Genomic DNA, 26,542 nt, shown 5'->3' with positions numbered 1-26,542 from the left:
CCTGGTAGTGCTCATTCAAACATCTTGTGATGGGTAAAGCTGCCTAAGTTTGATACGAGCGTCGTCGTGGTAAAGCACCAATTGACCTTCGCTCGATCCTGGTTGCAATGGACCTGCCAAGCTTCGACCTGTCGTGTGGCTTCCTCCAATGACCTCAAGCGCTGAGAAAGACATTGACGACTGAGCACGCTGGGTTCAATCTCGGCCATATTCAACCACCTTCCATGCTTGGGAGTGGAGTGGATCTCCAGTTTGCGGGCGAGCCTGCGGGCATCGGCAGACGGAAACACTTCATACTTGACAATTGATCTAGCTGTGGGAGCCGAGGCAAGGAGTCAGATAGCCCTGCGCGCCCATCTCCATCTCGTCGATTTGCCTCTCTCTGATCAAGATGCAGAAGCGTAATCGACTCCCAACCTTGCTTAATGCGGATGTCGAACGGAGAGGATTCTTCAGCTTTGAGACCCAAAACCGATGCTCTGTCTGAGACTGTCTCATATCATGGATCTCGGACAGGTTTGGTGGAAAGACTGGAGTAAAAGCCGACGTGTCCTGGTTGCCTCGGAATGCGCGATCTGCACAGCCCATTTTCGAGCTGGCAACATACTTCTGTAACCGGGTTCGACGACCCTGTTTATGCAGTTGTGTGAACCCGGTTATGTATGAACAACAGATGTGTCAAACCAAAGATTGGAGGCTCCAGAGTTGGAGTGGCGATGCCTCGGCAGCAAGCTCTCTATGCGCCTGACCCAGGAAACGTCACACTCCCCTTCGTTTCTGTAAGCGGAAGACGATAAATCCAGGTTGCTCCATCAGTTCGTGATAGATCTTGGGATCGATCTCTGCCGCCGCTGCTTCGGGTTGCGGCTCAAGCAGTCGGTCGATAAAGAAACCTGCCTGAGAAAACTCATCGCAAAGTGTGGTCAGGGAAACTCGCCAGTAGGGCATCTGGAAGGCTTCGGATGAGCTACTGTACCACGTGTCTTGGACAAGTTCGGTCGCAAAGTACGATCCACCATGTTGCTTCCAATCCGCAAAGGGATGCGACGTGGACACGATCAAGTAACCGTCAGCCGTCAGAACGCGTGCCACCTCACGTAGTGCTGTTACGCGTGCATTCACGTGATGAATCATAAGTGGAGCTACAGCGATGTCGAAAGACGCATCAGCAGCGAAAGTAAGCGGCTGGGATATGTCATGCTGATAGAACGTTCCTCGATCTCCAACGCGCAGCCTGGCTCGTTCAACCATCTCACCGCTGATATCGAAGCCAACCACCTGTGCCCCATGTTCGATGAACCAGGCAGCATACAATCCAGGCCCACATCCAATGTCCAGGACCCGTTTCCCTTGTATGGAGGGAAGCAGACTTAGCACTGCTGGTCGATCATAGTAAGCGTTGTATACACTCTGAGAGGCGTGACGTTCGAAGTCCAAAGCCAGCGCATCATAACTGGAGGAGACAGATGTGATGTCGGGGGTACTCATATCAATACCTCTTTCTTCTCTTATTGTAGCTTCTTCACACTTATCAAAAGCTTCGAGAAGAAGTATACAGGAGGTGTGACGAAAAAAAACCAGCCGAAAGAACGATGCAGTTCCCTTGACAAACATGATACAATTAATACAAGAAATTTGAGTTTTTCAATGGGAGCGGACTATTAATTTTACACTATTTGTAAATTTATATCGTTTCTCAGATAGGTTCGGTGGAAAGACCGCAGCGGAAGCCAAAAGTCCAACCACATCATGAGCAGAACTAGTCCTCGCCTTCCTCACAAGAGGAATGAGCGGATCACGTGCCCAATTACGACAAGTACGATAATGCTTACATGCCCATTCCCTCATATTGATCCAGCCACTCTCTCAGAAGTACTCGGTCTAGGCTGCAAGCAGTCTTCGAGATAGATGGGCGAGGCCTGCTCGTCCGTAGCTTTGTCGTTTGAGGAGCTTGAGGCGATTGATATGCCCTGCGACAGGGCTGGTACTGTAGGGCAGCGTCAACCCTGCGACCACAGCTGCCTTGTCCCGTTCCAGGCCATGGGCAAATTGCTGAAGTTCTTTGACCCCCGTGGCCTGGACGCGCTCCAACCAAGGCTCCAATTTGTTGCCTTGAAGTGTTCGGATCATTGCAAGGAAACTCTTCAACCAGGATTTGCGCTTGAGCAACTTCGCTATTGGCTTGACCGATAAGGTGTAAGATCTCTGTCGTTCTGCTCTCCCGCTCCGATGCTGCCTGCACAAGCCAACACTGGCGCTGTCTTTGGACGGGGGGAGGGAGGTGGAGATGCGCGTAAGCTTTGCAGGAATTTGTAGACCGTTCGTGCCCCACCCCGATACCCGCGATCACATACTTCTTGATGTAAAATCCTTCCATTGCGGCAGCCGTCCGCCCACCGATTCAGGAGATAGAGCACAAACCGATCCAAGTGACTGGGCTTTTTGCGCCGACGTTGTGTAGCTGGGCCATACCCTTGACTCAACCACCTACCAAGAGTGCGTGCGCTCACCCCTAGTCGTTGACCGATCTCTTTATGCAAGAGTCCCGCCTCTCGCAAAGCGCGTGCTTGCTGATAGAGCGTTGCTCCTTCTTCGGCATTAGCTAACCGCCTTTGCAGTCGTGTTGGGCTGTAACTGGCTAGCGCCTCCCCTTGTTCAAGTGATATCGGGGGAACAATCGCTCGATGCAATTCCTTCCATCGGCGGGTGATGAAACGATCCAGATATGGGGCGAGATTGCCGACGAGGTGAAAACGATCAGCGACTTGCACTGCTTGTGGAAGTGCCTCTCTGATAGCGGCGGCAAACTCTTCAGAACGATCACGAGCGACGATTTCAATGGTTGGATGCTTGCCCAACCAGGCAGCTACAACCGCGACAGATCGTTGCTCAAGCAAGGCAATCGGGCGACGACGTTCCAAATCGACGATGATCGCTCCATAGCGGGACCGCTTCTTCCATGCCCAATCGTCAACTCCAATGATGCGTGGAGGCTCTGGCTCAGAGAGCAGTTGAGCATGAAGTACTCTGAGGAGCATTCGTGCGGTCGCCTGCAGACCTAGACTTGCGGCGATGCGAGCACCTCCTGCATCACCAGCTTCACGTCTTAATGTGGAAAGGAACGCACGAAGGCCTGTCGTGAACTGTCCATGAGGAGAAGTCAGTTCAGGAGTCGTTCCGCAAAGACTCGACGTGGGCAACTCGACTCCTTGCAGTAGAATTTCCGAACGTGCAAAAGCAACACGACCGCTTTCCCGTTGATGGGCAAGTCACGTACCACTCGTTGATAGCGACTATGGATATGATTCGTCGTGGTCTGGCACTTCGGGCAAGATGCTGCGATAGTTGTTCGTTCGCATTCAATCCGAATGGACGTACCATCGTTGGAAATGTGCAGGAGACGAAAATTTTGTAAGTGGGGAAACAATGGTAACGGGGACATCGAAAAACTTCTTATTCCTCATTATACCATATTTACCACTCCACCAAGCCTGTCCGAGACCCATTTCTTGGCGTCTTTGCCAAATATATTGCCGCAAGGAAAGACAGTCAAGACCATCACCCAGCGCATAAGGAAACGCGGAGAACAATAGGCCGCCTCACCAGATTATGTGGCACCGCCTGTGTTCTCAACGGTGAAAAAGGGTCGGCAGTTTATCTGACAATCACTCTTTTTTGCCACTTGGGAAACTCATAGGGGAGCATGCACCAGGGACATCCACTGCGCAACACGTAGAGAATGGCATTGACGACCTCGCGTCGCGAGACAAACGGCCTGCGGCGAGGCACGAGAAGGTTAAGGGATCAGCGTTTCCAGCAGCTCCCATTGCGCATCCGGGAGGCTCGGAGGGATAGGCTCACCTTCCCAGTGTCATTCTCATACGTTTCTGCGCCTTTTCTTAGCTTTTATTGCTTTTTTTAAACGTCTCCTTTCTCCTCTTTATCGGCTAAGGGGTTGCATTCAAACACTATCTTAGTAGCACTCAAATTCCATCGAGACTGGGACCTCTGAGGAGAAGGGGGTATCTGCGAGCAGCTCTCCTTTCTCGATGAAAAAGTAGCCCATGCCACAATCGCCGAAGTTTATATGGCTGTCATCGAGCTGGAAGAGCAGCCGCACACTCTCGTCATAGGATATGGCAGCGGCTTCGCCCTGAATGGGAAAAGCGTACCCGAGCATCTGGAGCAGAGGAGGAGAGATGGCAAAGAGCGCTTCGATCTGCTGCCTGAGTTGCTCATACTGATGCGACAACTGGTCTTCGCTCATCTCGACCTCCTGTTTCTCGACAGCCCTCTTCAGCAGCTTGTCGAGGATTGGATGTCCCCAGCCGAAGGGCGGGAGCATGAGCTGAGAGGAGCAGATCAGCGCGCGAGCGGGGAGGACCTCCAGATCGGCGGTGGGGGCGCTCCGACGCGCCAGCTGGGAGAGAGCCTCCTCAACGGCGATGACCCGGTTCGTATCCGAGTATATGTAGGGAACTCCCTCCCCCGATTCTGGACGGTCGAGGAAAAAGGAGAGCAAGCCGGTCGGCGGCAATTCATGTTGGAGGTCAAAGGGGGCCACATCACTCAGGCGAATCTGCGCCGCCAGCGAGAGCGGCGTTCCGTCATCTGTCGTCGGCCATGCTTGCTCGGGGGGCAGATCCGGCAACCCGCCTAATTTGGAGGCTCCGATGGCGAGATCGCCATCGTCCGCCTCCTCCTTCTCAATGAGACGGATGGCGGGGCGCAGCAACGTGAGCAGCTCGTCAGTCAGGGGCGCGAAGGAGCCAGCCTGGATAAACGCCCTGATCTTGGAAATCATCGTCTCTGTTGTGTCCATACGTGTCGTGTTTCCTTTCATAGCACATGTCCTTTCCACCAGGGGAAAGGGTATTAAGGGTTTTCCGCTTGGCGAGTGGTGTGCTGCACTTTTATTCTGCCAGTCATGCAGCAAAATGAAAAACGATCCACCCGCAACCAGGACCTTTGGTTTCCAGAGCCAGGGGCAGTGCGAGGGTGGCCCTTCGTATCCCAGAGGGAAGGCAGCCGTCCCTGCACGCCCCCTGCGAGGAGGCAAGTGTGGCGAGAGATGAGGAGCCGTGCACTCCTGCTGTCTTGCAGGGCCATCACAAGGTGCCGTCTGTCACAGCAAACGAACCAGCGTGTTGAAAAAGTCTTTGGGAAGCCCATCAGCAGAAAGCAACTCGTGTTTCATTTTGCTTGAAAAAGCTGAACTACTCGATACAAGAAGCGTTTTCAACTTCAAAGGTCATTGAGAAGATCACCCAAAAGATCCAAAAAGAGGCACAGAGGGCATCTGTTGGGAATGGATGGTGACCCCAGCCTCGCTTTTTCAGCAATTGTTGCAGATTGTGACCGGCAGCGATGATGAGTGCCTCACAGTTGACGCGCCAGAGCCGCCGCAAGCGGAAGTGCCTCATGCCATGCCACTCCTTGGCTTCCGCAAACAGCGGTTCCACCCACACTTGACGTTCGCGCAGGGCTTTTTGATAAGCCAGAGTCTGCTCATAGGTGCGAACCCGCTCTAGATACTCCTCTCCCACGTGACGATAGACACGACGACCCTGCACTTTACTGGTCGTACATTGCCCTTTGACTGGGTAGGCATTACAGGTGGAGGCAAAAGCGCGATAGAGCTGACGTCCGTCGGGACCGACCTCTCCCACCCGGTTCAAGATCTGGCGAGGCGTCCAGCGATACTGATCCGTCTCCGGTTCATAGTGGAAGTGGGAGGACGACCAGACCTCATACTGGTCTTCCCAATTTGGCAAAGGGACGTAGGCGTGGATGCCTTGATCGCAGAAGGGCTTTGATCTTCTCGATCGTTGCGTATTTGGTATCGTCTATCACCCGGCTTCGTCTTCACATGCCAGCGATAGCGTGTATGGAAGATGAGATCGAGGATAGGCAGGTTGTCGGTTACTTCGGCAGGGGTGACCAACATTGTCAGAATGACGCGCCGTTTGCCCCCGTCGACGACATGATGCGTATGATAGCCTAGTACTAGTATGCGGTGCGAAATGGACCTCTTCGACCCGCTCTACAAGCCAAGTGCCTTTGGAGATTTCTGACCGAATGTTTCGGTCCGCTTCTCAGGCGGGTTGATATTGTTCAGTTTATATGCCGTAAAGCCCCTCTACAGGCGGGTTTATGCATTTCGCACCGCATACTAGTACTACAGATGCAGCTGCAGTCGCTGGTGGCACAAGACTGAGGAGTGGCATTTTCGCCATTAATAAGAAGATCTTCGATCTCGAACGTTTCCATCTCTAATTGATTGAGATCTTCTTGCAGCTCTGTCTCTACCAGACCAGATTTTTCCTTTGATTCCTGTATTATCATGAAAAATCTCCTTACGTGGGGCGAAAAACTTTTGAAAAGGATCCTATCAACAATTTAGGAACAAGAAGTGGTACTGCTAGTAGTGCTGGTGCTGCTAGTGCTCGTACAGCTTGTTGACGTGCACATGGATGGAGGGGTATTTTGCCCTGCATCGATAAAATCTAAAACTTCAAAAGTTTCCGCCTCTAACTGGTGAAGCTCTTCTCCTATTTCCGTGTCTAATTGACCGATTTTTTCCTGAAGCTCCTCGGGTAACATGAAAATACTCCTTTCACGAAAATTGATACATGAAAAACTCACTATGAGCGTATCTGGGATGTGCTTCGCGTAAGTAGAACGGTTCCACTCATATAGGTTTCCTTCTCCCAGATATCATTCGTAGTCAAATTGATAAAGAGAGCCTCTCTTCCATTCTCTTGCAGGTAGTGTTTCAGTTGCTCAAATGTGACATCGGGTTTACTGCGCCTGTTTGACGCACCTTCGCCATTGATCGGGTCAGCAGAAAGCGAAAGTCTCGGAAAGAGATTTTCATCCAGCTCAGGTAAGCTTCCCTCGTATTTGAGATGTTGTAATTGTCCAACCAGGTTCGTCAGTACTCTCTTTATGGCTTCGCTGGCAGAAAGCGCAAAGCCGATAGCTGTAACCTGTTGCTCAGTGTGATCTGTCGTGTAAGCCAGGATGATATGTAGTGGCGTTTCCGACTGGACCTCTAGCAGCGTAAAGGGTCGCTCAAAGTGTGGTGCACAATGGGCCAAGAATGTGATTGTAGGATCAATATCTTCCAGTGACTCAGGGGCGAGCCTGATAACTGTATTGCGTTCCTGCATGACTGAGAGCATCTCCTCATAAGTGAGTGCAGACAGCATGCCATTGACCAACAAATCATGAAAGCTTGTGGCTGTCCCTGACCCCGCTGTCGTTTTCTCAAAAAGATGGGCCTGGTTGAGCCATGATAAGGGATAGACTGCCGCCGCAGGCACGTAGCAGAGACGTTGTGAGAACAATGCAAAGGCCGGGGACCACTCGCAGACGGTATCGCGCTTGAAAGACGAGATGCCAGACCAGGTCATCAGTTGTGGAGCCGAAATTGCATGGAGTCCACGATCTTCTAGTTTTTGCAAACTGCTGGTGAGCATAGCTCGCTTATCCGGTAAACTCTGCACATAGCGGGTGCTGGCTTCCAGCAGAGCGGATAAACGAGCTTCAAGCAGCGTCTCGGTGCTAAATGTGGTGACTGCAATGTTTCCAGCAAGCGGTGATGCAGGAGGACCTGCTGTGATATGGCTCATTTTCAAAGGTACTTGTGTCAACTTGTCATCAATGAAATCTTTGAAAATGCCTGTCCACTTATTGCTCAGTGGATCAGCCAGAGGTAGCATCTCCTCTTTAGGAGCGAATTCCTGATCATGTTTTCCTGTTATGATTTCTTGCAGTTGTTGGATAGCAGTGTCAACATCGGCTCGGGAACAAGATGGGCAGAGGGGATGAGGAACTAGAGGGGCAGAGTATGACTCCAAAGTCTCGCTATCTTGTAAAATAATACCCTCTTTGGTTTCGGATGGTAGTGCCTGGGTGCTCATTTTGAATAGCTCAAATGCTAATCCGTTCCCAATTCTTCGCGCTTGCGGAATAAAAAAATTGCGATTATCGCTGTTTATATTCCGACCTAATGCCAACTCTCTCCACCTTGCGCTACTTTGCCTCTCTTCGTCATTGGCTGCCAGCCGCATCTGCGCACAAAGCCAACATGGCTTGCCCGGAGCCTCAACCAGAGGACCTAAAAGAGCCTGTCCGCCAAAAACGACGGCTGGCAGAAAGGGGAGACCATCGCGGAGGCATAGTTGCTGCCAGGTGAGAACATCGGGCAAGCTGCCATCATCTGAGCAGTAGACAACCACGTCAAAATTACCCAGGGGAGCAGAGGCCCGAAGAGTTGGAACATCGACCGGTACAACTTTTGCCTCAACGTCGTGCTGACGTAATGTTTCAATCTCTTTTTCTAAGATGTTCTGAGCAGAAGTTCTATCAGAGTCGGCCAGCATAATCTCTTGTATCCCGTTACGCAGCAGAGAGATCGCAAGAGAAAGCAGGGATTCTCCCGAGCCAACAAGCAACAAACGGCTCTCACGAAAAGCTTTAAAGCGCTCTAATGGACGATCAACAAAATGATCTATAAATTCGATTTGCGATTTGAAGTATTTTTGTATTGTCTTTACTAGTAGATCAGGAGCTTCAGGAATGTGGTTTTTTATGACTCCTCTTTGGAAGAGAGTATCTACCAGTTGGGCTACCATCTTCTGTTGTCCAGGTCCAAGCCCATTATATATTGCCTCTAATGTATGTTCTCCTGTCATATAGGGGGTGAGAACTGAAAGCCAACGGTAGATAGACTTACCTTTCAACAGAAATGCTGTCGTATCACTGCGAAGAAATACTCCATCTTGCACTTGAAAGAAGACTGAGTCTTGTTTCAGTTTTGGGCGCATGACCGTTGTATCATTCATATTTCACCTCTTTAATTATTATTCCTAACACTCCAGCGGTCGTACCCTGCGGGTTTCTCTGAGCAGGAGAGCGCCACCAAATAGGCTTCGTGCCTCCCATTCAAGATGCGCTTCTCAGACCCCTCAGGCGGCGATTGAGCGCATCGTCGAAGCCCTTTTCCACAAAGTGTTTGCGCACCCGCTCGACGGTGGAGAGTCCCACCTCAAAGGTTTGCTGGATCTGTTCATCCGACCGGGCAGGACCTGCTTCGCTGCTATCGGCCTTTAACAAAATCTGAGCATCATAATCTTGCACGCCGAAGCGATCCCGCTGCAGATCAGGTGTTTTAATGCTTGACGCTGCTCCTCGCTTAACTGCACGCTATACTTTTCCTTCTCTCGCCAACCTTCACCTCTGTTTCTGTGTGCCGCGATTGCTATTCTACGTTCCACAATGCTAGAATGCCACGACAAGATCGGACACTTTCTGTCTGGTTTTTCTGTTGTAGGCGACGGCGATACTTCTGACCATACAGCTTTACTTGATGCACGATAAGTGTCTGTTTGTCTAGACTAGAGCGTGTCCGAAAAGGCTGCTCAAGCAGTTTGACGCCGTTGGGCATTCTTTCTGGCGGTTTCAAAGGCATGGCTTGCACTCCTGAGCTGTGAGCATATCCCTATGCTTTGGCTCCAATGGCTTCAACAAGGTTCTATTAAGTACTCTCTTCATAAGACGTTCATCATGCCGGTGCTCCAGGCTGCGCTGGCTACTTGGGACATCTGATCTCAAAACTGCAAGCATACATCAGTACGGTTGGCTCTCGCTTCTCATCTTGCCTTTATGAAGCGGAGCTCCAACCGAGAAGATCGAGACCAGGCAAGTCGCGGCCTGATGAACAGGAGTGGGCCTCTCTTGTAACCAGGCAAAAGGATGGCGTGTTCTCTTCGTCCGTAGAAGGGATTTGGGGCAAAGAATAGAGAAAAAGGAAATAGCGTTGATATAATCACTGCATTCCACCTGATTTTCTTCACTCAGCCCTGCTGTATCCACCTTCTCTCTCTGGTTTATGCAGTTCTTTGGTAGTCATGGTGTAAGCCGCCCAGCAAGGGAAGAGAGATCATCTGGTTCAATTACTTGCAAGAAATCGGCTCTTCCACGATCCTGGTGCTGCTTGCTTGCTCCTCTGTTTCCAGAAAATGTCACTGGAGAAAGAAGAGCAACTCAAAGTAAAAAAGAAACGTTTTCAGAAGATGGAGAGAAACAGATGAACCGCTCAACATTTTGGCATTTGATTGAGAGAACACAAGAGGAGAAGCACGGCGATCAAGAAAAACAGATCGCGCTTCTCAGGGAACAGCTCTTGCACCTGTCTTTAGAAGAACTTCAAAGCTTTGCTCACATCGTTGACGAATTGTGTTCCGAATCCTACCGTCCCCTGCTGTGGGCAGCTGCGTACTTGATGAATGGGGGATGTTCTGACGACGGCTTTGAGTATTTTCGCGGCTGGCTCATTGCTCAGGGTGCCACCGTTTTCTCACAGGCGGTGAATGATCCCGACACCCTGGCTGACGTGATCCCATCTCATCAGAGAGATCTTCCTGAGAGCGATTTTGAATGCGAAGAGATCCTGTTTCTCGCGCAGCACGTCTATCACGAAAAGACTGGCGAAGAGATGCCCTCTCCTCATCGTCTGAAGTATCCGAGTTTGACAAGGGAAGAGATACACCTGATCACCGATGACGTTGCTGTCGCGCAAGCTTGTCCCAGATTGTGGGCTCTTTTTCACTACAAAGCATGAAGCACGCGCTGGCGTAGAAGGGGACAAATCCGGCCTGGCCAAACATCATCCGCTTAATGAGCGTTAATCCGGCCAGAACAGCCTCTTTGTCTCGCTCAAGACCGTTGGCGAAGCTCTGGAGTTCCTGAATACCACTGGCTTCCACCTTGCTCATCCATAAATCGAGCTGGGTTCCTTGGCGAGAGCGCACGAGGCAAAAAAACTCCTGTACAAGTTGGTACATCGTCTCTACTGTCTCGCTTGCTTGGCGCAGAGCCTGCAGTTCTTCCTGCTCTTTCTCCGACAGCTTCTCAAAAGGGGGCACGAAGAGCCAAACAGCCTTCTTGGCTAAAAAATGGTCCAGGACGCCAGCTTCTGCTAGCTCGGGGGCTTTTTTCCACGCACGGCTTCTAAATGGGCTCGTAGTGCCCGGTCGGAGTGGGGATATCCTTCGCGCCAAATTTGTTGAACGTTATGGCACCCCTCGTCCCAGCGCTTTCTTACATACGCCTCATATGCATCAAACTGATTCCGATGGCGATGATGGTAGTTCGTTTCCACATAGGCTCCGGCTTTAAGCCATCCCTGAACCGTTCGCGTTCCCAGGCCGACCCGCTTGGCGATCTCCTTGATCTTGATGCCCTGCTCTCGTAGTGCTACTACCTGCTGATAGCGATCATAGCGCTCGGCTTGATGCGCTGAGTACGGTTTTCCATCAGTTGTTAAGATGGGTGCTGGAGGCTCCTCTGACGAGACAGGGGCAGACGTTTTTTTCCTAGGACCGCATTAGTTGCTGGCAGAAGGCATGTGAGGGTTCGTGCGGCGGACAGCATGTCGCAGGGAAGATGCTTGCAGCAGCATCTTCCCTGCGAGACCTTTCTCTCCTTCCTTGCTCATGATGAGTGCTCATTTCCATCTGGAGACAAGGCTTGCGCACACGTCTCTCTCAATCCGTGTTGTCGTCTTGACGAGCAGAGACCACTTCTTTCTGCACAAGCTGTGCCAATTTGTTGAGAAGGGTTGTTTGAAGCAACTCCAATTCTGCGATGTGCCTCCCAATTGCCTCCACTTTTCGTCGAAGAGAAACCACTTGCTGCTCTTTCGAGAGCTTACCTGCGTCGTACGCTTCTGCCAACTCTTTGAGTTCTGCTATGGTGAAACCGGTCGCCTGGGCCTGTTTGATGAGCTTGAGGCGCTCGACGGCCTCTTCAGAATAGTAGCGGTAGTTGTTGGTTCCGCGTCGGATATGACGCTGATCCAGGAGCCCTTCCTCCTCATAAAAGCGAATGGTATGAACCGTTAAGCCGGTCTTTTTTGCCAGTTCACTGATGAACACGCATGCCTCCTTCCGAGAAACCCTTGACCTTCGGGTATACTCGATAGTTTACACTCTGAGCATCCGAAAAGGAATCACGAAGACAAGAAAAGAAGGAGTCTCCCATGAAACAGCTTGTTGTCCTCATCACCGGCGCATCGAGCGGGATTGGCAAGGCCACAGCCACATTGTTTGCTGAACACGGCCACATCACTTATGCAACCGCTCGGAGCCTGCAAACGTTCCCGGAACTGCAAGCCCAGGCTTGCCATCCCCTCTCTGTTGACCTGACCGACGAAGCCTCAATGGTGGCCGCTGTCCAGGAGATTGAAGCGAAGCATGGTGCTGTCGATGTCCTGGTGAACAACGCTGGCTATTCTCAAGCTGGTCCGTTGGAAGAACTGCCGCTCTCCGCACTGCGCCAGCAATTTGAAACGAATGTGTTTGGTCCGCTGCGTCTCTTGCAACTGGTGTTGCCTGGCATGCGCAACAAAGGTGGGGGACGCATCATTACCATCAGCTCCCTCGCAGGTGTGGTGACGATGATGGGGACAGGTGCCTATACCATGAGCAAACATGCCGTTGAGTGCTTTTCCGATGTCTTGCGCTATGAGGTCAAGCCATTCGGCGTCAAGGTAATCACCATCCAGCCAGGAGGCGTCTCGACGAATTTTACCTCTGTGGAAGAGGCCTTGTTCTGTCAGGGTGACCAGAACAGTCCCTACGCCACATTTCGGGAAAATGTCTTCAAAACGCTGCACCAGGGAGCCAGTGACAACCCGCTCATTCTCAAACCTGAACAGGTCGCTCAGGTGATCCTCAAAGCGGCTACTGTTCCTCGTCCCCGCAAGAGATATCAGGTCGGGATGTTGGCAAAGATGCTGCCTCGTGTTCGTGATCTCCTGCCAGAAGTCATGTGGGATCGGTTGGTTGCACGGATGTATTCGATGGACTAAGTTTCTGCGTGTAGCGCATCACAAGACTTTCAGCCTACAAATTGAGAAGGAGGATGATATGGGGCGCCCCACGCGAGTGCTCGATACGGAAACCATTATCTCCTTGCAACCACTCTCGACGAAATGCCTGGCATGCGGCAACACAGCGCGGGTCGTCTATCACACCCAGCGGCATGTGACGACTTTGCAAGGTCATTTCTGTCTCTCGCTGATAATACGGCGGTGTCATCAGGAATCTTGTCTACGTTATCACCGGCCCTACCGACCTGAAGAAGAAGGGCAGTGGACACTTCCGTACGGAGAATATGGCCTGGATGTGATTGCTCTTGTCGGGATGTTACGATATCGTCATCATCACAGTCTGGCCGAACTGCACCAAGCATTGCGTGATCGTGGGATGATTCTTGGAGAACGAACCGTGCTCAATCTGCTGGCTCGCTATGAGGAACTAGCGTCTCTCCATCTGTCCGAAAAGTCCCATCTCCAGAAGATCTTTGCGAACCGAACTGCTGCTATGTAGCGCTCGATGGGCTACGCCCCGACGTTGGTCATGAGGTATTGTGGGTCTTTCGGGAAACCGTGTCTGGTGAAATTCTGCTGGCACGCCCTCTGCTCAGTGAATGTGAAGTAGACCTAGCAGCATTAATTACAGAAGTGCAAGCCACTTTGCCTGTACCGATTCAGGGAGTGATTTCTGATGGACAACACTCCATTCGCAAGGCGGTCGCCTCTGCACTGCCGGACGTGCCCCATCAACTGTGTCACTTTCACTATCTCCGAGAAGCGGCGAAACCGATCTATGAGGCAGACCATCATGCCAAGAAAGAATTGAAAAAGCAGGTGCGCGGCGTTCGTCCCATTGAGCGCGCGATTGAGATGCGCAATGATGAGATAGCCACAGTCATTCGTCACTATTGTTTGGCTGTGCGCAGTGCTCTCACCGATGATGGGCGTCCCCCACTGACTGCCTCTGGGCTGAAGTTGCATGAGCGGCAGACCCTCATTGCAACTTCCCTTGAGCGGGTTGCAAAAAAGGGGGCCTCCCAACGGAATTTGAGCGTCTGCACAGCCTTCTAAAAAAGGGATTAGCCGCAACCGCTGCCTTATGGCCCGACGTGCAAGCTGGATATGAGCGGGTGCGTCGAGCGGCACATCTTCTCACCAATGCTGAACAACAATCTGCCGAAGAGGCGCGACAGCACTATCAATCTTTGCTTGACGAGATGCGGCTGGAAACAGACGCCTGCGAGTTGCTTCAGAAGATGCTCACAACCTTTCTCAAGGTGACTGAGAGCTATTGGGCAGGGCTTTTCTCTTGTTATGACGTGCCTGATCTCCCTCGAACCAACAACGATCTAGAACACACCTTTGGTTCCGTGCGCTACCACGAACGACGCTCTACCGGTCGAAAACAGGCGTCCCCTGGCCTTGTCATACGAGGTGCTGTACGAACAGTGGCATCTGTCGCCAGTCAGCGTTACATCTTCAAAGGCCCAGAACTTCAACCTTGCAATCTCACACAGTGGCGAACATTGCGTCTCCAAGTGGAGAATCGTCATGAAGCTCGCCGCGAGCAATACCGTTTCAGAAAGGCTCCTGTGGAGTATCTCTCAGCCTTGGAGGAGAAGCTGTGCCAGCAACCAATGCGGTCCTAGTTTTTTTTGTTCGCGAACGGTATCGAACTCACGTTAAATAGGCAAAAGGAAGGCTCCTTAGCTTACGATGGCCCACAGAATCTTGGGATTTACACTCAGTCGGGGAGGTTTTGATACGGTGTGGTTGGCACAGGATCGGGACTGGTGGCTTGATCCAACGAGGTACTCAGATAGCGGGAGCCAAAGCCGAGAGCGAAGACCGCGGGAACGGGCAATGATGCCTGCGGAGCATGAGGCCAGGATTGGTGCGCCAGTTCGTCCAGCTTGCATGTCTGTTCAGAGTAATAATCAAGCCTCTTCCCGTCGAAGGCATATAGGACATCAAGGGCAACCATCAGAGCGGCCGGATCACCTGTGAGATAGGATGCGATGCGATCTGCCTCACGGTAGTTCCTGGTCTGGAGTCGCCAGAGATAGGAACTAGTTCCAATGCACAATGCCAATACACCGATTAACGACAAGAGAAAGAACGTGATAAATCTTATCGGTTCTAATCCTTGTAAAAAAGCGACATTTCCCAGTAGTGGCACGATCACGATACAAGCGATTGCAACGACACTTGATGCAAGCTTGCTCAGAAGCATATAACGATTCACTTGCTTCTTGGCTAAACCGATAACCAGACTCACGATAGCATCTTGCTGACGCCACTCAGAGTGGCGCAGAAAGAACTCACTGATAAAGAGCATTGGTTTACGTAGACCCAAGCAGCCGACATTGAATGTGCCTAGCAGATCCTGCTGAACCTGAATGGAGGAGAACTCTACTCCAGCCAAGCGTGCGTATGCAGCGATGCGTGGTGCCAGATGGGCCCATGGCGTCTGCGTCATCGGTTGTAATGCGTTGGTGAAGGCATATAGGTGAGCGTCAAACACCGCGTATACGACCACTCCAATGGTGCCAACAACACAGAGGGCAGAGAAGAAGAGTAGTAACAGGAGAGCAAAAGGCATCTGAACAGGAAGTGGGTTCTTGGAGAGTAAAAAGGCGGAAACAGAAGCCGGGGGAAAATAGAGGAAGGGAAGCGCTATTGCCTCAAAGAATAGGATTACTGGCAGCGTGTTGAGGAGCGCAGAGCGGAGAGAAAGGGTCATAATCTCACGGCGTTGCAGGTGACTGATGCAGAAAAAGCGCACCGCTTCGGCATCAACGACGAATGCCCCCACGAGAGAAAAGACCAGCCCACCGATTATGTGCCCGATGCCGAGCGCCAGAGAGAGGAGGATGAAGAGAACCTGGCAGGAGAGAACCCACGGCCAGAATACGTCAAGGGAAGCCAGGATGATAGTAAGATCGAACGTGCGCGAAAAGACCACGGGAAGCACGGTGATGGACGTGATCACCCCGAAAAGGAGGATTCGGGAGATCTTCAATGAAGGATAAGTGATGCGCCGACGAGCCGCGGCAAAGCGTTGATAGGTCTGCACTGAAGTATCTCCTGCTGCGAGAGGAGATCGCAGCCCCAGCATGCGCTGCCTGACCTTGAGCAGCCCAATGCAGCTAAAAATGACACCGAAGATGATTTGAACAGCGAGAAAATAGAGGAGCGATACAAACATACGAATTCCTTACATGAACCACTATTTCATGCCAATCACTCGTTGCTAATACGATCAGATCGGCTTCTTATATCAAATCCGTTTAAGCAGTGCCCAAAGAAGGCCGCCAATGATCGGAAATTTCCAACGTTACTTTGAAGCTTACAGCACTCTTCAGAAAGATTGAGTCGCAGCATCGAGCTGAGTGAATGCTGCTGTTGCTATTCTACGATCTCTTGTGCTTTCCAAACAGGACAAAGCCCGACAGTTTCTGTCCAGTTTCACACGGCTCCACCCCAAATCAGGGGAAGGGGAAAAAGGGGTCAGTGTGGATTCCCCTCGTCAAGCAATTGCCATTTCCACATGGGGAAGTAGCTCTGGCTTCATGGCGCAACTGACACCATACCGAGTTGTGTGTAAGGAAGAGATATGGAGTCGAGAGTTGTGTAAAGGTCCTTCTTCTAAAACGTTTCCGCCGAAAATCTTCTTCTGTGGCCATGACTGAGACTGGGAGAGAAGGCAAAAAAAAGCTCAAAGGAGGTCTGCACTTATTCCAAAGGAGGACTGAGCTACTGGATTGGGGCAGCACTCTCTATTGGTTCAACTGCCCAGGATTGGGAGCAGCGGCGAAAAGCTCCTATTGTCTATCTTCTCAAAGTGGGCAGCGATGCTATTCATGAACGGCTCTACTATTGTCGCACATTGCTAAAGAAGCTTTCAATGGCATTGGTGGTCCGAATGTAGCGATGCATGACCTGGGGAAAGTTGTAAAACGTGAGGAGATGTTCTTTATCCTCTATCAGGCTTCGTACCGCTTCAGGATAGCGTTTCTGGTATTTGCCTTGAAACGCCGCCAGGTGAACCAGTGCCTCCTCGCGTGGCTCACGTCTTTCCAGATCCCTGTCAGTTCAACTGCGATGGGACCACGTTCGCGCTTAGGAATGGCGTTCATCACATTGCGTTGTTTATGCACCACACAACGTTGACGTGGGGTGGCGGGAAAAGGTGCGGCAATGGCTGCCAGGAGTTCTTCATGCCCGTCTGTCACGATCAAGTCGAGCTGTGTGGCTCTACGCTGCCGCAGATCGTGTAACACGCAACTCCATCCATCTTTGTCTTCTTCGGCGCATGCACGTAACGCAAGGACCTCTTTGTTTCCCTCCAGATCGACCCCGAGCGTCAGTCAAGATGATCGTTGAATCCACCTGGTCGCCGTGACGGATGTCAAAGTGGACGCCGTCCAGGTAGAGAATACGCCAGTGCTCTTGCAAAGGACGCTCCCGCCACGTCTCAAATTGTTCGGTTAAGGTCTGATTCAGTCGGCTGACGGTACTGGCACTGGGGGCAATTCCCATCAGGGTTTGGGCCACTTCTCCCACTTTTTGCGTGACTTTCTCCTGCCACAAACATTTGCGTCAGCCCTTCGGCGACCTGTGTGTGGTTCATAGCGCTGATAGCGCTCAAACACTTGGGTACGAAAGGCCCCTTCTCGATCTCTGGGCACGCTGAGATCCTCAACGAGACCAGCGGTGGTCGCAAGATCACGAGTGTAAGTTCCATTGCGGTATCCCTTGCGTTCAGGGGAACACTCGCCCCAAGCGGCTCCCAGGAACAGCGTGAGTTCTTCATCCATCATTTCTTCTATGACGATGCGAACGGCACCTCGGATCTTTTCACGCAGAGCCTGATGAAAGCCCTGTTGGACCATTTCTTGAGGGGGCGAGGACGGCTCGCCTGCTCCCAGATCGGAGCTTGATGTGGTATGCTGTTTCTTGTTTGCTGGCATAGTTCTCTTCTCTTTGAAATTGACTGAGTTGTTCAAAGGAACGATCTATGCCTGTATATCTTCTTTTCTCCCCCTTCTCTGAATTGGCTTCCCTCCACACAACTTTCGGCATACTGTTGATGCGCCCATGAACATCCCTCCTGCAAGAGTCGTCAACCGAGAAAGATGCGCAATGTCCTCTAGGTGGCTTCCTCTGCTTGCGTGCGTCTGCCACTCATGAGCAGCCAAGCCAGGGGCATTCCCGAGAGGAGAGCGGTGATCGCCCAACCCATGAAGAAAGGCCAAGGCAGACCCACGGCACTCATTGCTTCCCCTAAGGCCTCACCAAACGGCCAGCCAACTCCCAGGCACAGGACACTGACTGGCAACAACCGGCCAAAAAGCCCACACCCCAGGTGAGGAAGATGGGGTAAGGAGCCAGAGGAGAAAAGAAGTGAGGGAGATCCTGCCAGGTAAAGAGATTCGTTCGATCATCTATCATCACCGCGACAAGAATAAGACCACCTGGGATGCTGGCGGGAATCCACCAGAGGGCGTTTGGCAGCCACCTGCGCAGCAGCCATTGGGCGATGCCAATGATCGCGCTTAATAAAGGAATGACGATGAGGAATATCGGGAGAGCATGCTCCAGGAGGTATGGACCGATCACGAGATAGAGCATGCTCAGGAACACCGCTCCTGTACACGTGCACACGATCCATAACAGCCAGAAAAGCAGCATCTTGCTGAATACTTGTTCAAGCATAAATGTTCTTGTTACTCCTTTTCGTTTCTTCTGCCTTTTCATTCTAGCATGGAGAAGATGGATGCAGAAGGGCCCGTGTGCGTGGCTTCTGGTCTTTAAGTGCATTTTTAAAGGAGAGTGCTGCCTCTCAGCAAGTGTTACGGGGTGCGTAAATCATACAGAGGCTGATCTGTTCTAGTACAAATCCAGTGTGGTAACGTTTGTATGAGCGTCGCGTAGCACTCTCCTTTTGGGAAAATGTGTGAAGTATCTAAAAGAACAGTCTATACTTGTAGTATTACCTCAAAAACACCTCTTTGCAAAGCCTCTTCTTTACACACAACTCGGCATGGTATCCAACTGAGAGGAGGAAGGGAAAGGCGAGCCGAGAAACAACGACAACGGCTACGCCTCCACCTTCCAGATCCTCTTCTGCACGTGGGGATCGTCCCTGCTTCCTGCTTGTTTCGGCGTCTGCCTGCTGGCGCAACCATATTTGATGAATCCCCACACTCCTGATCACTCTTCACGCAGGGGAAAACGATATAAAAAGAGTATAGTGGGTAAATAGAGTGTAGAAGTATATTCTCATCCTCACAACAGTAAAGACTTTTGTGGTCTAGATGACTGTGCCGGGAAGCAATCCTTGCCACATTCCAAGAGGGTCGTCTTTCGTGTCGCCCGAAAATAGACACCCTGGCTGAGAGGAGACAGGCATCAAACTGACAGGGATGAGAAGAGGCGAAATGTGGAGGATAATCAACATTGAAGCAAGAAATGCCATCTGTAACGATCGGTTAGGCCGTGGTAAGGAGGGCAAAGCCAAAGGAAGAAGCAAAAGTAGCTGGGAGTCCGTGAAGCGTGATGATCAGTCGGGGCGCATCCGTCGGACGAGCATTGCGCGCCAGGCGCTGGTCCCAGGAAAGAAAGCCGCCAATGCGCGCGCTCCGCTCGGGTCCAGACCTTCTCGGTGGGCGCTTGTGCGCGTGGTAGCGAGAGCGGAGCTTTGGAGGCTCGATGGTTTGGCTGCGAACCACTTTGAGTCAGGTTCGCCGGATGTTATAGCGTGGCCAGTCACGCCAGAGCACTGGAGCAGAGGCAGGCAGTTCGCTGGCTGGATTAGGAGGTGGAGAGGAATCCGAGTGAGAAGAGGAAAGCGGCCACAAAACCGCACTCACCCGTCGTGGTTTGAGCATAGTTCGGCCAGCACCGTCTCAAACGAGCCACGATGCAGGTACAAGTCAAGGACATCCGAAGCCGTAAACGCCAGGGAGGGAAGGGTGCTGACAAACAGTTCGTAGACCACCCCGCCGCGCTCGACGCCAATGGCGGGGTCAGCGGATGCCCCTGCATGAGTCGCAATGACCAGGCGCATCTCAGGTCCAGTCGGCGTCAAGGGCACGGACGCGCAGTCGTAGAGCGAGCGCTGCATGTGACTCTCTGGATGGGTGCTCATGTGATCCGGAGGACGAAGAAGTCGCTGCTTGACCATTGGAAGATCCAGCAGGTGATAGGCGCGACTTCTGGTAATGACGCCGAGGCCAGCCGAGAGCACATCAAGCAGAGGCGCTGCGTCGCCATATAACCCATCTAATCGCACGAGCATAGAGGTAGGGGGAAAGCCAAACTGAGCCGCATAGCCCGTGATGACTGCGATGGCTCGTCGCAACTCCCCCGATAATCCCCATTGCCAGGACCGCCAAACGTGCCGAGAAACTGATGCGTATGCGTCTGAAGCACAACAAACAGTACGAGTGCGCACCATCTCTCCCTGCTTCCTCCCATGATAGCCCGATGCGCACACCTGGTCAAATCGGCGATGGGGTGCAGGCAAGGCGTCCGTTTGCGGCAGCGCGCGTTGGCGAGCCGCTTGCCGGATTCCGTCCGCATCGATCACTGCCCACTGTCCGCCTCTTCGGTCCAACACATCGCCGAGAGAAGGAAATGGCTTGCGGGCTAGCAAATCTTTCTGAAAGAGCGAGCGCAGGGCCTCCACCGTGGATTGGTCGAGGGCAGCCAGAAATCGGGAAAGGGTCGAGCGATGAGGCAAGCGATGTCGCCCAAACAGAGCCATGAACGGCTCGCTCCGTGGGCCGAGCCGTTCGTAAAAGGTCAACAATGTCGGTTCACCAGACACGACATAACCGATCAGCAAGACGACAAAATCGATGAGATCTGACTTCCCGAAGCGGGCGCGCGAAACCCACCAGAACCTCCTGAATGGTTTTCAGGAGGTTCTGGTGGGTGAGTAGCCTCCTGAAAGGCTGCCACTTCTCCCATCCAGGAGGGCATGGAGGGCTTTGAGTCCGGCGTAATCTGGATCGTGACAGAAGCATGCGTTATACTACCAATCCGTCCTCCTTCCTTGTGGAGGCGAAAGCCGCCTTTTTCCAATATCAAGGAGACGCATTTTTTCCATTGCGTTCTGGATACATTGTCTCCTACCCATCCGTTTCCTGAGACAGAAAACCGCTCCTCCATGAGAGGTGTTGGCAACGAACTGACCGTCGTGCGGGTGTCAAGGGAGGGGTGAGCGCGCTCACCCCTTCTCGCAGTTGTCTCCGCTGGTGGTCGTGTTGAGAAACTCCTGAGCGAGATCAGCCAGCAGTGTGCCGCTACGACTGTTCAGGTGAATGCCGTCGCGATGAAAACGCCAGCCATTGAGCTGTCCAATCTCATCATTGTTCTTGCGTAGAACAAACTGCCGGAACGCATCGCGATAGAACGCGCGAAAGTCGAAGCTGGTAAAGGCACGACCGGGAGACGCGCGGATAAGATCGCGCAGGCGCTCGTAGAGAGGAAGATAGCTCACCTCCTCCTGACACGCGAGATCCTTGAGGATGGCGCTGTACTCCTCAATGCGCCGGTTGGCCGCAGCCTGGAAGGGATGTTGTGCAACTGGATCTTCCCCAATGGGGATCAGCGAGCAGAGAGCAATGCGAGCCGAAGTATCGCATTTCAGGCGACGTACGATCACTTGCATATTCTCACGATACCACTCTGGCGAGGGCTGGGCGGGCAGATGCTTCGTGAGGCGATCAAACTGCGCGACCTGCGGGGAAATCAACGCCAGCACATCGTTCTCACCAAGCAGCACAATCACGTAGTCTGGCTGACTGGCGCTGATGGCGGGGATGCGCTGGAGGCCATTGTAGGCCAGATCTCCTCCCTCAGCGAAGCGGTAAAAGCGCAACGACGCGTTTTCGGGCCGCCGCGCCAGATCTGCGATCCAGTCGTAACTGCCTGCTGCGTCGGTCGCACTGGCTCCAAGACAGGCGACGATGGCCTGGCCCGGACCAGGTGGTGTTCCCGTCACCACCGCTCTGCCACTTGTCTGGCCACCTCTCCTGAGGAGCGCTCGGAGCAGACGGAAGACCCAACTAAAGATGGTTCCTCCTGCCGTCTCGCCTGGCTGGTTTTTCCTGCCATCTCTTCTCCTCTCGTTCTCTGATGTCTTCATGGTTCTTCTCCTGAGTGAATGGCGCTTGCTCTTCTGTCATGAATCTGAGCCTGGCGCTTGTGGATCGACGAGCATGCCGCCCACAATGAGCGTCACCAGGTGCTCGCGGGCGCGGAAAAGAGCCTCCCGGGAGGAGAGATCTTCCTCTGGGAGCATCACCTGGTACAGGGGCAGAGAGGCCAGGTAAGACTGGCAGATCGGGGTAATCATCGCCAACTGGATGAGCGGCGTGAAGCTGGAGCGGAGCAGCCTGGTCTGCTCTCCCTGTTGAAAAAGCCGATCGAATGGCTCTCGATCCTCACTCTGCAAGTGGGTGGCGATCTGTTTGTAGATTTGCCAGCCCTCAGCCATCTCCCAGGTTAAGATACGCAGAAAACGGGGATGCTCCAGCAGATAATTAAACAGGGTTTGCACCACGGTGACGAGAAAGTTCCTCATCTTCTGGGTGGGTATGGAGCCTTCTGCGTGCTCAAGCATGGGAGCAAGAATCTGTGCCTGTAGGGCGGTCAAATCCTGGTCAGTGCGTTTGAGTACCTCGGTATAAAGGCCGAGCTTATCCCCAAAGTATTGAAAGAGCAAGCTAATGTTGTAGCCTGAAGCCTTCGCAATCGCGTCGATGCGTGCCCCATCGAAGCCATGCTCAGCGAAGACCGCTTCCGCCGCATCCAGAATCACCTCACGTGCCCGCCTGGCATCACGTACCAGCCCTCGTTTGCTTCCTGGTTCAGCCATGCGCTTCTTCCCTTTCCATTTCATAATCTTTTACTATCTAAGTGCTTACTTAGATAGTAGCTGAGAAAGAGAAGCCTGTCAAGAAAAAAAGCCTGCTCCAGCCTTCAGTGGTACCTTTGTGATGATCTCCAGTTGCCAAACCTTGCAGTGCTTCTCTCATGTTTGTGAGAGGTTTTTTGGGAGAGTTCGTTGAAATGATGTCAGAGCCCTTTATTGAGTGCAGGTAGCACTTCGTGAGAAAGTAACTCTAACGTCGTGAGATCATGAGGGAAGTCTCTAGCCGCAATCATGAAATAGTCGAAACCGAGATGAATAAACGGTTGGAACTGCTCTACGACCTGGGCAGGCGTCCCCACAATATTCAGTCCAAATGGCCCACCTTGTTTCGCCAGAGCTTCCTTTGCCTTGTGCTCTGTCGGAGCGCAAAAACATTGCACCATTGCGGTGCGGCGCAGCGTTTTCGGATCTCTTCCCACCTCTTTGCACGCGGCCTCCAGCGCGTTCACCTGGGCTTTAGCCTTCTCCAGCGTATCCACTCCTGTATTCCACCAATCAGCATAGCGGGCAATCAGACGCATCATCTTCGGTTGAAAGCCTGTAATGAGCACGGGAGGAAGTGGCTCAGGATGGGGCAAGCAAGATGCTTGGTGGACTTGATGGTATCGGCCAAGAAAGGTCACGCTCTCTTCACACCACAGCGCCGTGATGATCTGTAACTGCTCTTCCAGTTCGCTCACTCGCTGCCCCGATGATGGAAAGGGAAAACCATATGCCTTTGCCTCTTCCTCCGCCCAGCCTGCACCGATGCCAAAGAGAAAACGTCCCTGGCTCAGATACTGAAAGGTGGCCGCCATTTTCGCGAGATATGCAGGGTTGCGAAAGAGCTGACAGAGCACCAGATGTCCATAACGGAATTCGGGATGCAGTGCCGCCAGATAGGTTAACATCGCCCATCCTTCAAAGAGCGGACGCTTGCCAAAATGAAGATGATCAGGGAGCCAGACCGAATCAAAATGCCCCGTAATCGTCTCAAGCGCGACGTGAATCTGGGGAAGAAACGTCTGCGGTGAAAGACCGGAGTTGCTAATGGGGAGCGTGAAACCAAATTGAACGTGTGTCATCTGTTGCTTTCCTTTTCCTCTTTCATGAGCCAGCGTTCAAGCTGTTGGACGGCTTGCTCCGCGCCTGCCGGTGGCAGAACGCTGATACTTTTCATCAGAGCCATAATGGCAAAGGCAACCGCGTGCGCATCGAGATCCTCCGGCCACATTCCTTGCTTGATCCCTTCTTGCAAGGTGTTGACAAGGAACATGCGCCACTCCTCTTCCCGAAGCTCGGCGGTGGCACGAATGCCGGGATCGCGCTGTGCACGCAGTCCAATTTCGTGTAAGGCAACGAAGAGTTCAGGCTCTTCCTGAGTACGACGCAAAAGTTCATGCAGATGGACACGTAACTGCTCTGGCGGCGTTCCCCCTGTGGGGGTTGCCGTTTCGGCTAGGCGTTGTGTTATAGAGAGGACAACTGCTTGAACCAAAGCCTCTTTCGTGGGAAAGTAGTGATGCAGCGTACTATGATTAATCCCGACCCGCTCTGCGACTTCCCACAGGCGCAATCCCTCAAATCCCTTCTCGGCAAGAAGGTGAGAGTGTATCTGTCGGGGATACGCTGCTTTAGGCACTGGTTGACCAGGACGGAAAGTTCAATTTCGACCATATTGAGCCAAGAGCCATGTTTGGGCGTAAAGTGAAGCTCCAGCTTGTTGAGGATGCGCCGCGCTTCGGCTGGCTCGAAGGTTTCATAGAGTGAGGATGGTGAGTGGGTATAGAGGCTTGTCCAATACCACACGAATTTTTTCGGCAGAGGGGAAGTGAACATTCACTAACTCCCGCATACATTCGGCAAAGTCCTCTTTTCGACGTTGAGCGGTTACTATGGTTTGCCGCCAACCTGCCAGTGGCTGAAAGAACATGAACAAATTGCAGGTTCCACGACGTTCATACTCGTAATCCTGCCGGGTGAGCCGCCCTGGTTTCATCGGTAAGCTCGGGCGGGTATCTGCCCGGAGAATACAGGGACGCTCATCAAAGCAGACAACCGGCAAACACGGTTTGAACGGCTCAGTATATAAATCCAAGACATCTTCCATGCGCCATACAAAATCGGCGCCGACAGTCGGGATACACATGAGTCATCCCTGATTTTTCTGGACACTGATATGTAGCCAGGAGAGAAAAAAAGAGGCTAGGCAAAACGGATCTCCTCGTTTAGACTGTTGAGTATGAAAGCAATCAACACCTGAACGAGGAGATCCGTTGTCATTATGGCAGAACTGTCTGAAACCTTCAAACACCTGGAACGAGATCCGCAGGGAGGATCACAACATCTGCTTCATTTGCTCGAAACGTTTTTGTTCCCCTTGCTTACAGCGTTGGATGAGATCCTGGATAAACGGCTTGTGCGTACCTTGTTGCAGTGCCTGGTGGCGATCATTAGCTTGCGCAATCACCCGCAAGCCCTCTGGTTGAGCGAACTGGGTTCCTCTCTGGACGGCTATGCTGGATATGCCTCCAGTGCGACAGCAGGCACGAAACGGGTTGGGAAACTGCTGCGGTCAGTGAAATGGACAGTGGATGTCATTGACCACTATCTCCTGGAAAAAGCTGATGAAGAAGTACAGAACCTCAAAGTACAAAGAAAACGGATTCTCTGCATTTGGGATGGAAGTGTCTTGGAAAAAGCCGAGAGTGAAAAACTCGAAGGATTGTGTCCCGTTCTTTCGAGTAAAGCAAAACGACGAAGCCGCACGAAACGGGGCTTGGTCTTCAACTGGCCTGCTGTGCGCCCGGTGCGGGTCATGGGCATGCAATGGACCGCAGCGCTGATTGTGGGAATGCAAGGACTTCCCCATCTAGCGCTGAGTCGTTGGTGGACGACCAAAGGCGTCTTTGCGACCAAGTTACGGGACGCCGAGGAAGAGGCATTACGTGTCTGTGTCAGGAAATGGGGGCCGTTGCTCGTCCATGTGTTTGATCGTGGGTATGCTTCAGGATATTGGCTTCACGTCCTTTCGCAATATCGTGTTCGTTTTGTGATCCGCTGGATCAAAAAGCATGTGTTCCTCACTCTGGCTGGAGAAGAAAAGAAGCTCTGGCAAATTGGGCAAGGCAAGAGATATCGAGCGCATAAAGAGATCTGGGATACGACCACCGGAGAAAAGATGTCTTGCGACCTCTGGTGGAGTGCAGTTCGCCATCCTCAGTCAGGGCAACCGCTGTTTCTGGTCAAAGCTCGCGTGAAGAAAGGCGTGATGTATCTTATTACGAATGAAACCGTTCACACAGAAACACAAGCCTGGGAGGTCTTTTTCACCTATCGACGACGCTGGCAAATTGAACAGAGTTTTCGCTATGCCAAATGCGAATTGGCGTTGGAATGTCCGCGTTTGTGGTCGTTGGAAGCTCGTCTCAAACTGCTGGGAATGGTTATGCTCGTCTATGCTTTCTTGCTTTCTTTGCTCGATTCCTCCTATCAAGATCTAGTAGCCGCGCTTTTGCGCTTCAGATGCCACCGCACTGGAAAGCGGTGCTTGAACAGTCAAGCACCGCTCTATCGGCTCCGATGGGCGCTCAGTCGTCTCTGGAACGATTATCGCCCTCATCTGAGTTGTTTCATTCCCCCTTCTGATGATCCTCTCGTTGTCGCTTCCCTCATTCGAGATCTCGAAAGGTTTCAGAAAAATTGGGGATGACTCATATTTGAGTTCGTTTTTT

27 protein-coding genes and 4 pseudogenes are annotated in these 26,542 nt (G+C 52.3%); 5 read left to right on the top strand and 26 right to left on the bottom strand.

From position 1 onward, the window contains the following. Positions 1-11: 11 nt before the first annotated feature. The 5 genes from K3T83_RS00520 to K3T83_RS57660 form a co-directional block, all read right to left on the bottom strand. Positions 12-209, bottom strand: coding sequence for a hypothetical protein (locus K3T83_RS00520; protein ID WP_220201062.1), 198 nt, complete (start codon positions 207-209; stop codon positions 12-14). Between the two features lie 550 nt (positions 210-759). Beyond that, entirely contained in the window at positions 760-1,488 is a 729-nt protein-coding gene (locus K3T83_RS00515; protein ID WP_220201061.1) for a class I SAM-dependent methyltransferase, read from the bottom strand. Positions 1,489-1,881: 393 nt separating this feature from the next. Further along, positions 1,882-2,169 carry a transposase gene (locus tag K3T83_RS00510; protein WP_220201060.1) on the bottom strand — a complete coding sequence of 96 codons (288 nt, stop codon included), beginning with the start codon at positions 2,167-2,169 and terminating at the stop codon, positions 1,882-1,884. Positions 2,170-2,174: 5 nt separating this feature from the next. Beyond that, a complete protein-coding gene (locus K3T83_RS00505; protein ID WP_220201059.1) occupies positions 2,175-3,200 on the bottom strand; it encodes a transposase in 1,026 nt (341 codons plus the stop codon). Beyond that, entirely contained in the window at positions 3,161-3,280 is a 120-nt protein-coding gene (locus K3T83_RS57660; RefSeq protein WP_373324566.1) for a transposase family protein, read from the bottom strand. Before K3T83_RS57660 ends, K3T83_RS00505 begins: the two co-directional genes overlap by 40 nt. On the opposite strand from K3T83_RS57660, the gene K3T83_RS56015 reads away from it, so the two are divergent. Beyond that, positions 3,230-3,415, top strand: coding sequence for a hypothetical protein (locus K3T83_RS56015; protein WP_236064762.1), 186 nt, complete (start codon positions 3,230-3,232; stop codon positions 3,413-3,415). The two genes, K3T83_RS57660 and K3T83_RS56015, sit on opposite strands and share 51 nt — an antisense overlap. Before the next feature lie 260 nt (positions 3,416-3,675). On the opposite strand, the pseudogene K3T83_RS57655 reads toward K3T83_RS56015, so the two are convergent. The 8 genes and pseudogenes from K3T83_RS57655 to K3T83_RS00465 all read right to left on the bottom strand — a co-directional run. After that, positions 3,676-3,786, bottom strand: a pseudogene (locus K3T83_RS57655) (transposase); the annotation flags it as partial. A gap of 187 nt (positions 3,787-3,973) precedes the next feature. After that, complete coding sequence (locus tag K3T83_RS00490) at positions 3,974-4,822, bottom strand: YwqG family protein (RefSeq protein WP_220201056.1); 849 nt, start codon at positions 4,820-4,822, stop codon at positions 3,974-3,976. 394 nt (positions 4,823-5,216) lie between these two features. Then, complete coding sequence (locus K3T83_RS00485) at positions 5,217-5,774, bottom strand: transposase (RefSeq protein WP_220201055.1); 558 nt, start codon at positions 5,772-5,774, stop codon at positions 5,217-5,219. A 340-nt stretch (positions 5,775-6,114) separates the two neighbouring features. Beyond that, on the bottom strand, positions 6,115-6,345 hold the full coding sequence (locus K3T83_RS58770) for a thiopeptide-type bacteriocin (protein ID WP_505912364.1): 231 nt from the start codon (positions 6,343-6,345) through the stop codon (positions 6,115-6,117). Between the two features lie 54 nt (positions 6,346-6,399). Beyond that, entirely contained in the window at positions 6,400-6,603 is a 204-nt protein-coding gene (locus K3T83_RS57650; protein ID WP_220201054.1) for a thiopeptide-type bacteriocin, read from the bottom strand. 41 nt (positions 6,604-6,644) lie between these two features. Continuing rightward, positions 6,645-8,849, bottom strand: coding sequence for a TOMM precursor leader peptide-binding protein (locus K3T83_RS00475; RefSeq protein ID WP_220201053.1), 2,205 nt, complete (start codon positions 8,847-8,849; stop codon positions 6,645-6,647). Positions 8,850-8,949: 100 nt separating this feature from the next. After that, entirely contained in the window at positions 8,950-9,144 is a 195-nt protein-coding gene (locus K3T83_RS00470; RefSeq protein ID WP_220201052.1) for a hypothetical protein, read from the bottom strand. A 121-nt stretch (positions 9,145-9,265) separates the two neighbouring features. Beyond that, entirely contained in the window at positions 9,266-9,475 is a 210-nt protein-coding gene (locus K3T83_RS00465) for a hypothetical protein (protein ID WP_220201051.1), read from the bottom strand. Between the two features lie 618 nt (positions 9,476-10,093). On the opposite strand from K3T83_RS00465, the gene K3T83_RS00460 reads away from it, so the two are divergent. Next, on the top strand, positions 10,094-10,627 hold the full coding sequence (locus K3T83_RS00460; protein ID WP_220201050.1) for a DUF4240 domain-containing protein: 534 nt from the start codon (positions 10,094-10,096) through the stop codon (positions 10,625-10,627). Here the strand turns inward: K3T83_RS00460 and K3T83_RS00455 are convergent. The 3 genes from K3T83_RS00455 to K3T83_RS00445 all read right to left on the bottom strand — a co-directional run bounded on the left by K3T83_RS00455 (position 10,560) and on the right by K3T83_RS00445 (position 11,942). Then, positions 10,560-11,066 carry a DesA/ISL3 alpha bundle tail domain-containing protein gene (locus K3T83_RS00455; protein WP_268963416.1) on the bottom strand — a complete coding sequence of 169 codons (507 nt, stop codon included), beginning with the start codon at positions 11,064-11,066 and terminating at the stop codon, positions 10,560-10,562. The two genes, K3T83_RS00460 and K3T83_RS00455, sit on opposite strands and share 68 nt — an antisense overlap. Further along, the gene (locus tag K3T83_RS57645) at positions 10,985-11,245 is read right to left on the bottom strand and encodes a hypothetical protein (protein ID WP_373324565.1); all 261 of its coding nucleotides are present in this window, start codon (positions 11,243-11,245) and stop codon (positions 10,985-10,987) included. The genes K3T83_RS00455 and K3T83_RS57645 overlap by 82 nt, the downstream gene beginning before the upstream one ends. A gap of 307 nt (positions 11,246-11,552) precedes the next feature. After that, positions 11,553-11,942, bottom strand: coding sequence for a MerR family transcriptional regulator (locus K3T83_RS00445; RefSeq protein WP_220201048.1), 390 nt, complete (start codon positions 11,940-11,942; stop codon positions 11,553-11,555). Positions 11,943-12,046: 104 nt separating this feature from the next. On the opposite strand from K3T83_RS00445, the gene K3T83_RS00440 reads away from it, so the two are divergent. Both K3T83_RS00440 and K3T83_RS00435 read left to right on the top strand, forming a co-directional pair. Beyond that, complete coding sequence (locus K3T83_RS00440) at positions 12,047-12,877, top strand: SDR family NAD(P)-dependent oxidoreductase (protein ID WP_220201047.1); 831 nt, start codon at positions 12,047-12,049, stop codon at positions 12,875-12,877. 127 nt (positions 12,878-13,004) lie between these two features. Continuing rightward, positions 13,005-14,532: pseudogene (locus K3T83_RS00435) on the top strand (ISNCY family transposase). A 95-nt stretch (positions 14,533-14,627) separates the two neighbouring features. On the opposite strand, the gene K3T83_RS00430 reads toward K3T83_RS00435, so the two are convergent. The 10 genes and pseudogenes from K3T83_RS00430 to K3T83_RS00380 form a co-directional block, all read right to left on the bottom strand. After that, positions 14,628-16,091, bottom strand: a complete 1,464-nt coding sequence (locus K3T83_RS00430; RefSeq protein ID WP_220201046.1) for a hypothetical protein — start codon at positions 16,089-16,091, stop codon at positions 14,628-14,630. A gap of 671 nt (positions 16,092-16,762) precedes the next feature. Further along, a pseudogene (locus K3T83_RS58565) lies at positions 16,763-17,856 on the bottom strand (IS256 family transposase); the annotation flags it as partial. A gap of 313 nt (positions 17,857-18,169) precedes the next feature. Further along, on the bottom strand, positions 18,170-18,601 hold the full coding sequence (locus K3T83_RS00420) for a hypothetical protein (protein ID WP_373324378.1): 432 nt from the start codon (positions 18,599-18,601) through the stop codon (positions 18,170-18,172). A 776-nt stretch (positions 18,602-19,377) separates the two neighbouring features. Next, a complete protein-coding gene (locus K3T83_RS00415) occupies positions 19,378-19,617 on the bottom strand; it encodes a hypothetical protein (RefSeq protein ID WP_220201044.1) in 240 nt (79 codons plus the stop codon). A 137-nt stretch (positions 19,618-19,754) separates the two neighbouring features. Beyond that, positions 19,755-20,654 carry a hypothetical protein gene (locus K3T83_RS00410; RefSeq protein WP_220201043.1) on the bottom strand — a complete coding sequence of 300 codons (900 nt, stop codon included), beginning with the start codon at positions 20,652-20,654 and terminating at the stop codon, positions 19,755-19,757. Positions 20,655-21,119: 465 nt separating this feature from the next. Continuing rightward, a complete protein-coding gene (locus K3T83_RS00405) occupies positions 21,120-22,040 on the bottom strand; it encodes an SGNH/GDSL hydrolase family protein (RefSeq protein ID WP_220201042.1) in 921 nt (306 codons plus the stop codon). Between the two features lie 36 nt (positions 22,041-22,076). Then, positions 22,077-22,772 carry a TetR/AcrR family transcriptional regulator gene (locus tag K3T83_RS00400; RefSeq protein WP_220201041.1) on the bottom strand — a complete coding sequence of 232 codons (696 nt, stop codon included), beginning with the start codon at positions 22,770-22,772 and terminating at the stop codon, positions 22,077-22,079. 200 nt (positions 22,773-22,972) lie between these two features. Next, on the bottom strand, positions 22,973-23,893 hold the full coding sequence (locus K3T83_RS00395) for an LLM class flavin-dependent oxidoreductase (RefSeq protein ID WP_220201040.1): 921 nt from the start codon (positions 23,891-23,893) through the stop codon (positions 22,973-22,975). Then, entirely contained in the window at positions 23,890-24,384 is a 495-nt protein-coding gene (locus K3T83_RS00390; protein ID WP_220208134.1) for a TetR/AcrR family transcriptional regulator, read from the bottom strand. Before K3T83_RS00390 ends, K3T83_RS00395 begins: the two co-directional genes overlap by 4 nt. Before the next feature lie 41 nt (positions 24,385-24,425). Further along, positions 24,426-24,954 (bottom strand): annotated as a pseudogene (locus tag K3T83_RS00380) (IS630 family transposase); the annotation flags it as partial. 138 nt (positions 24,955-25,092) lie between these two features. On the opposite strand from K3T83_RS00380, the gene K3T83_RS00375 reads away from it, so the two are divergent. Then, on the top strand, positions 25,093-26,520 hold the full coding sequence (locus K3T83_RS00375) for a transposase (RefSeq protein WP_220201037.1): 1,428 nt from the start codon (positions 25,093-25,095) through the stop codon (positions 26,518-26,520). The last annotated feature ends 22 nt before the right edge of the window (positions 26,521-26,542 follow it).

The sequence above is a fragment of the Reticulibacter mediterranei genome (genome assembly GCF_016587455.1).
The sequence above is the reverse complement of the archived record's forward strand: the minus strand, read 5'-3'. Positions and strand labels throughout refer to the sequence as shown.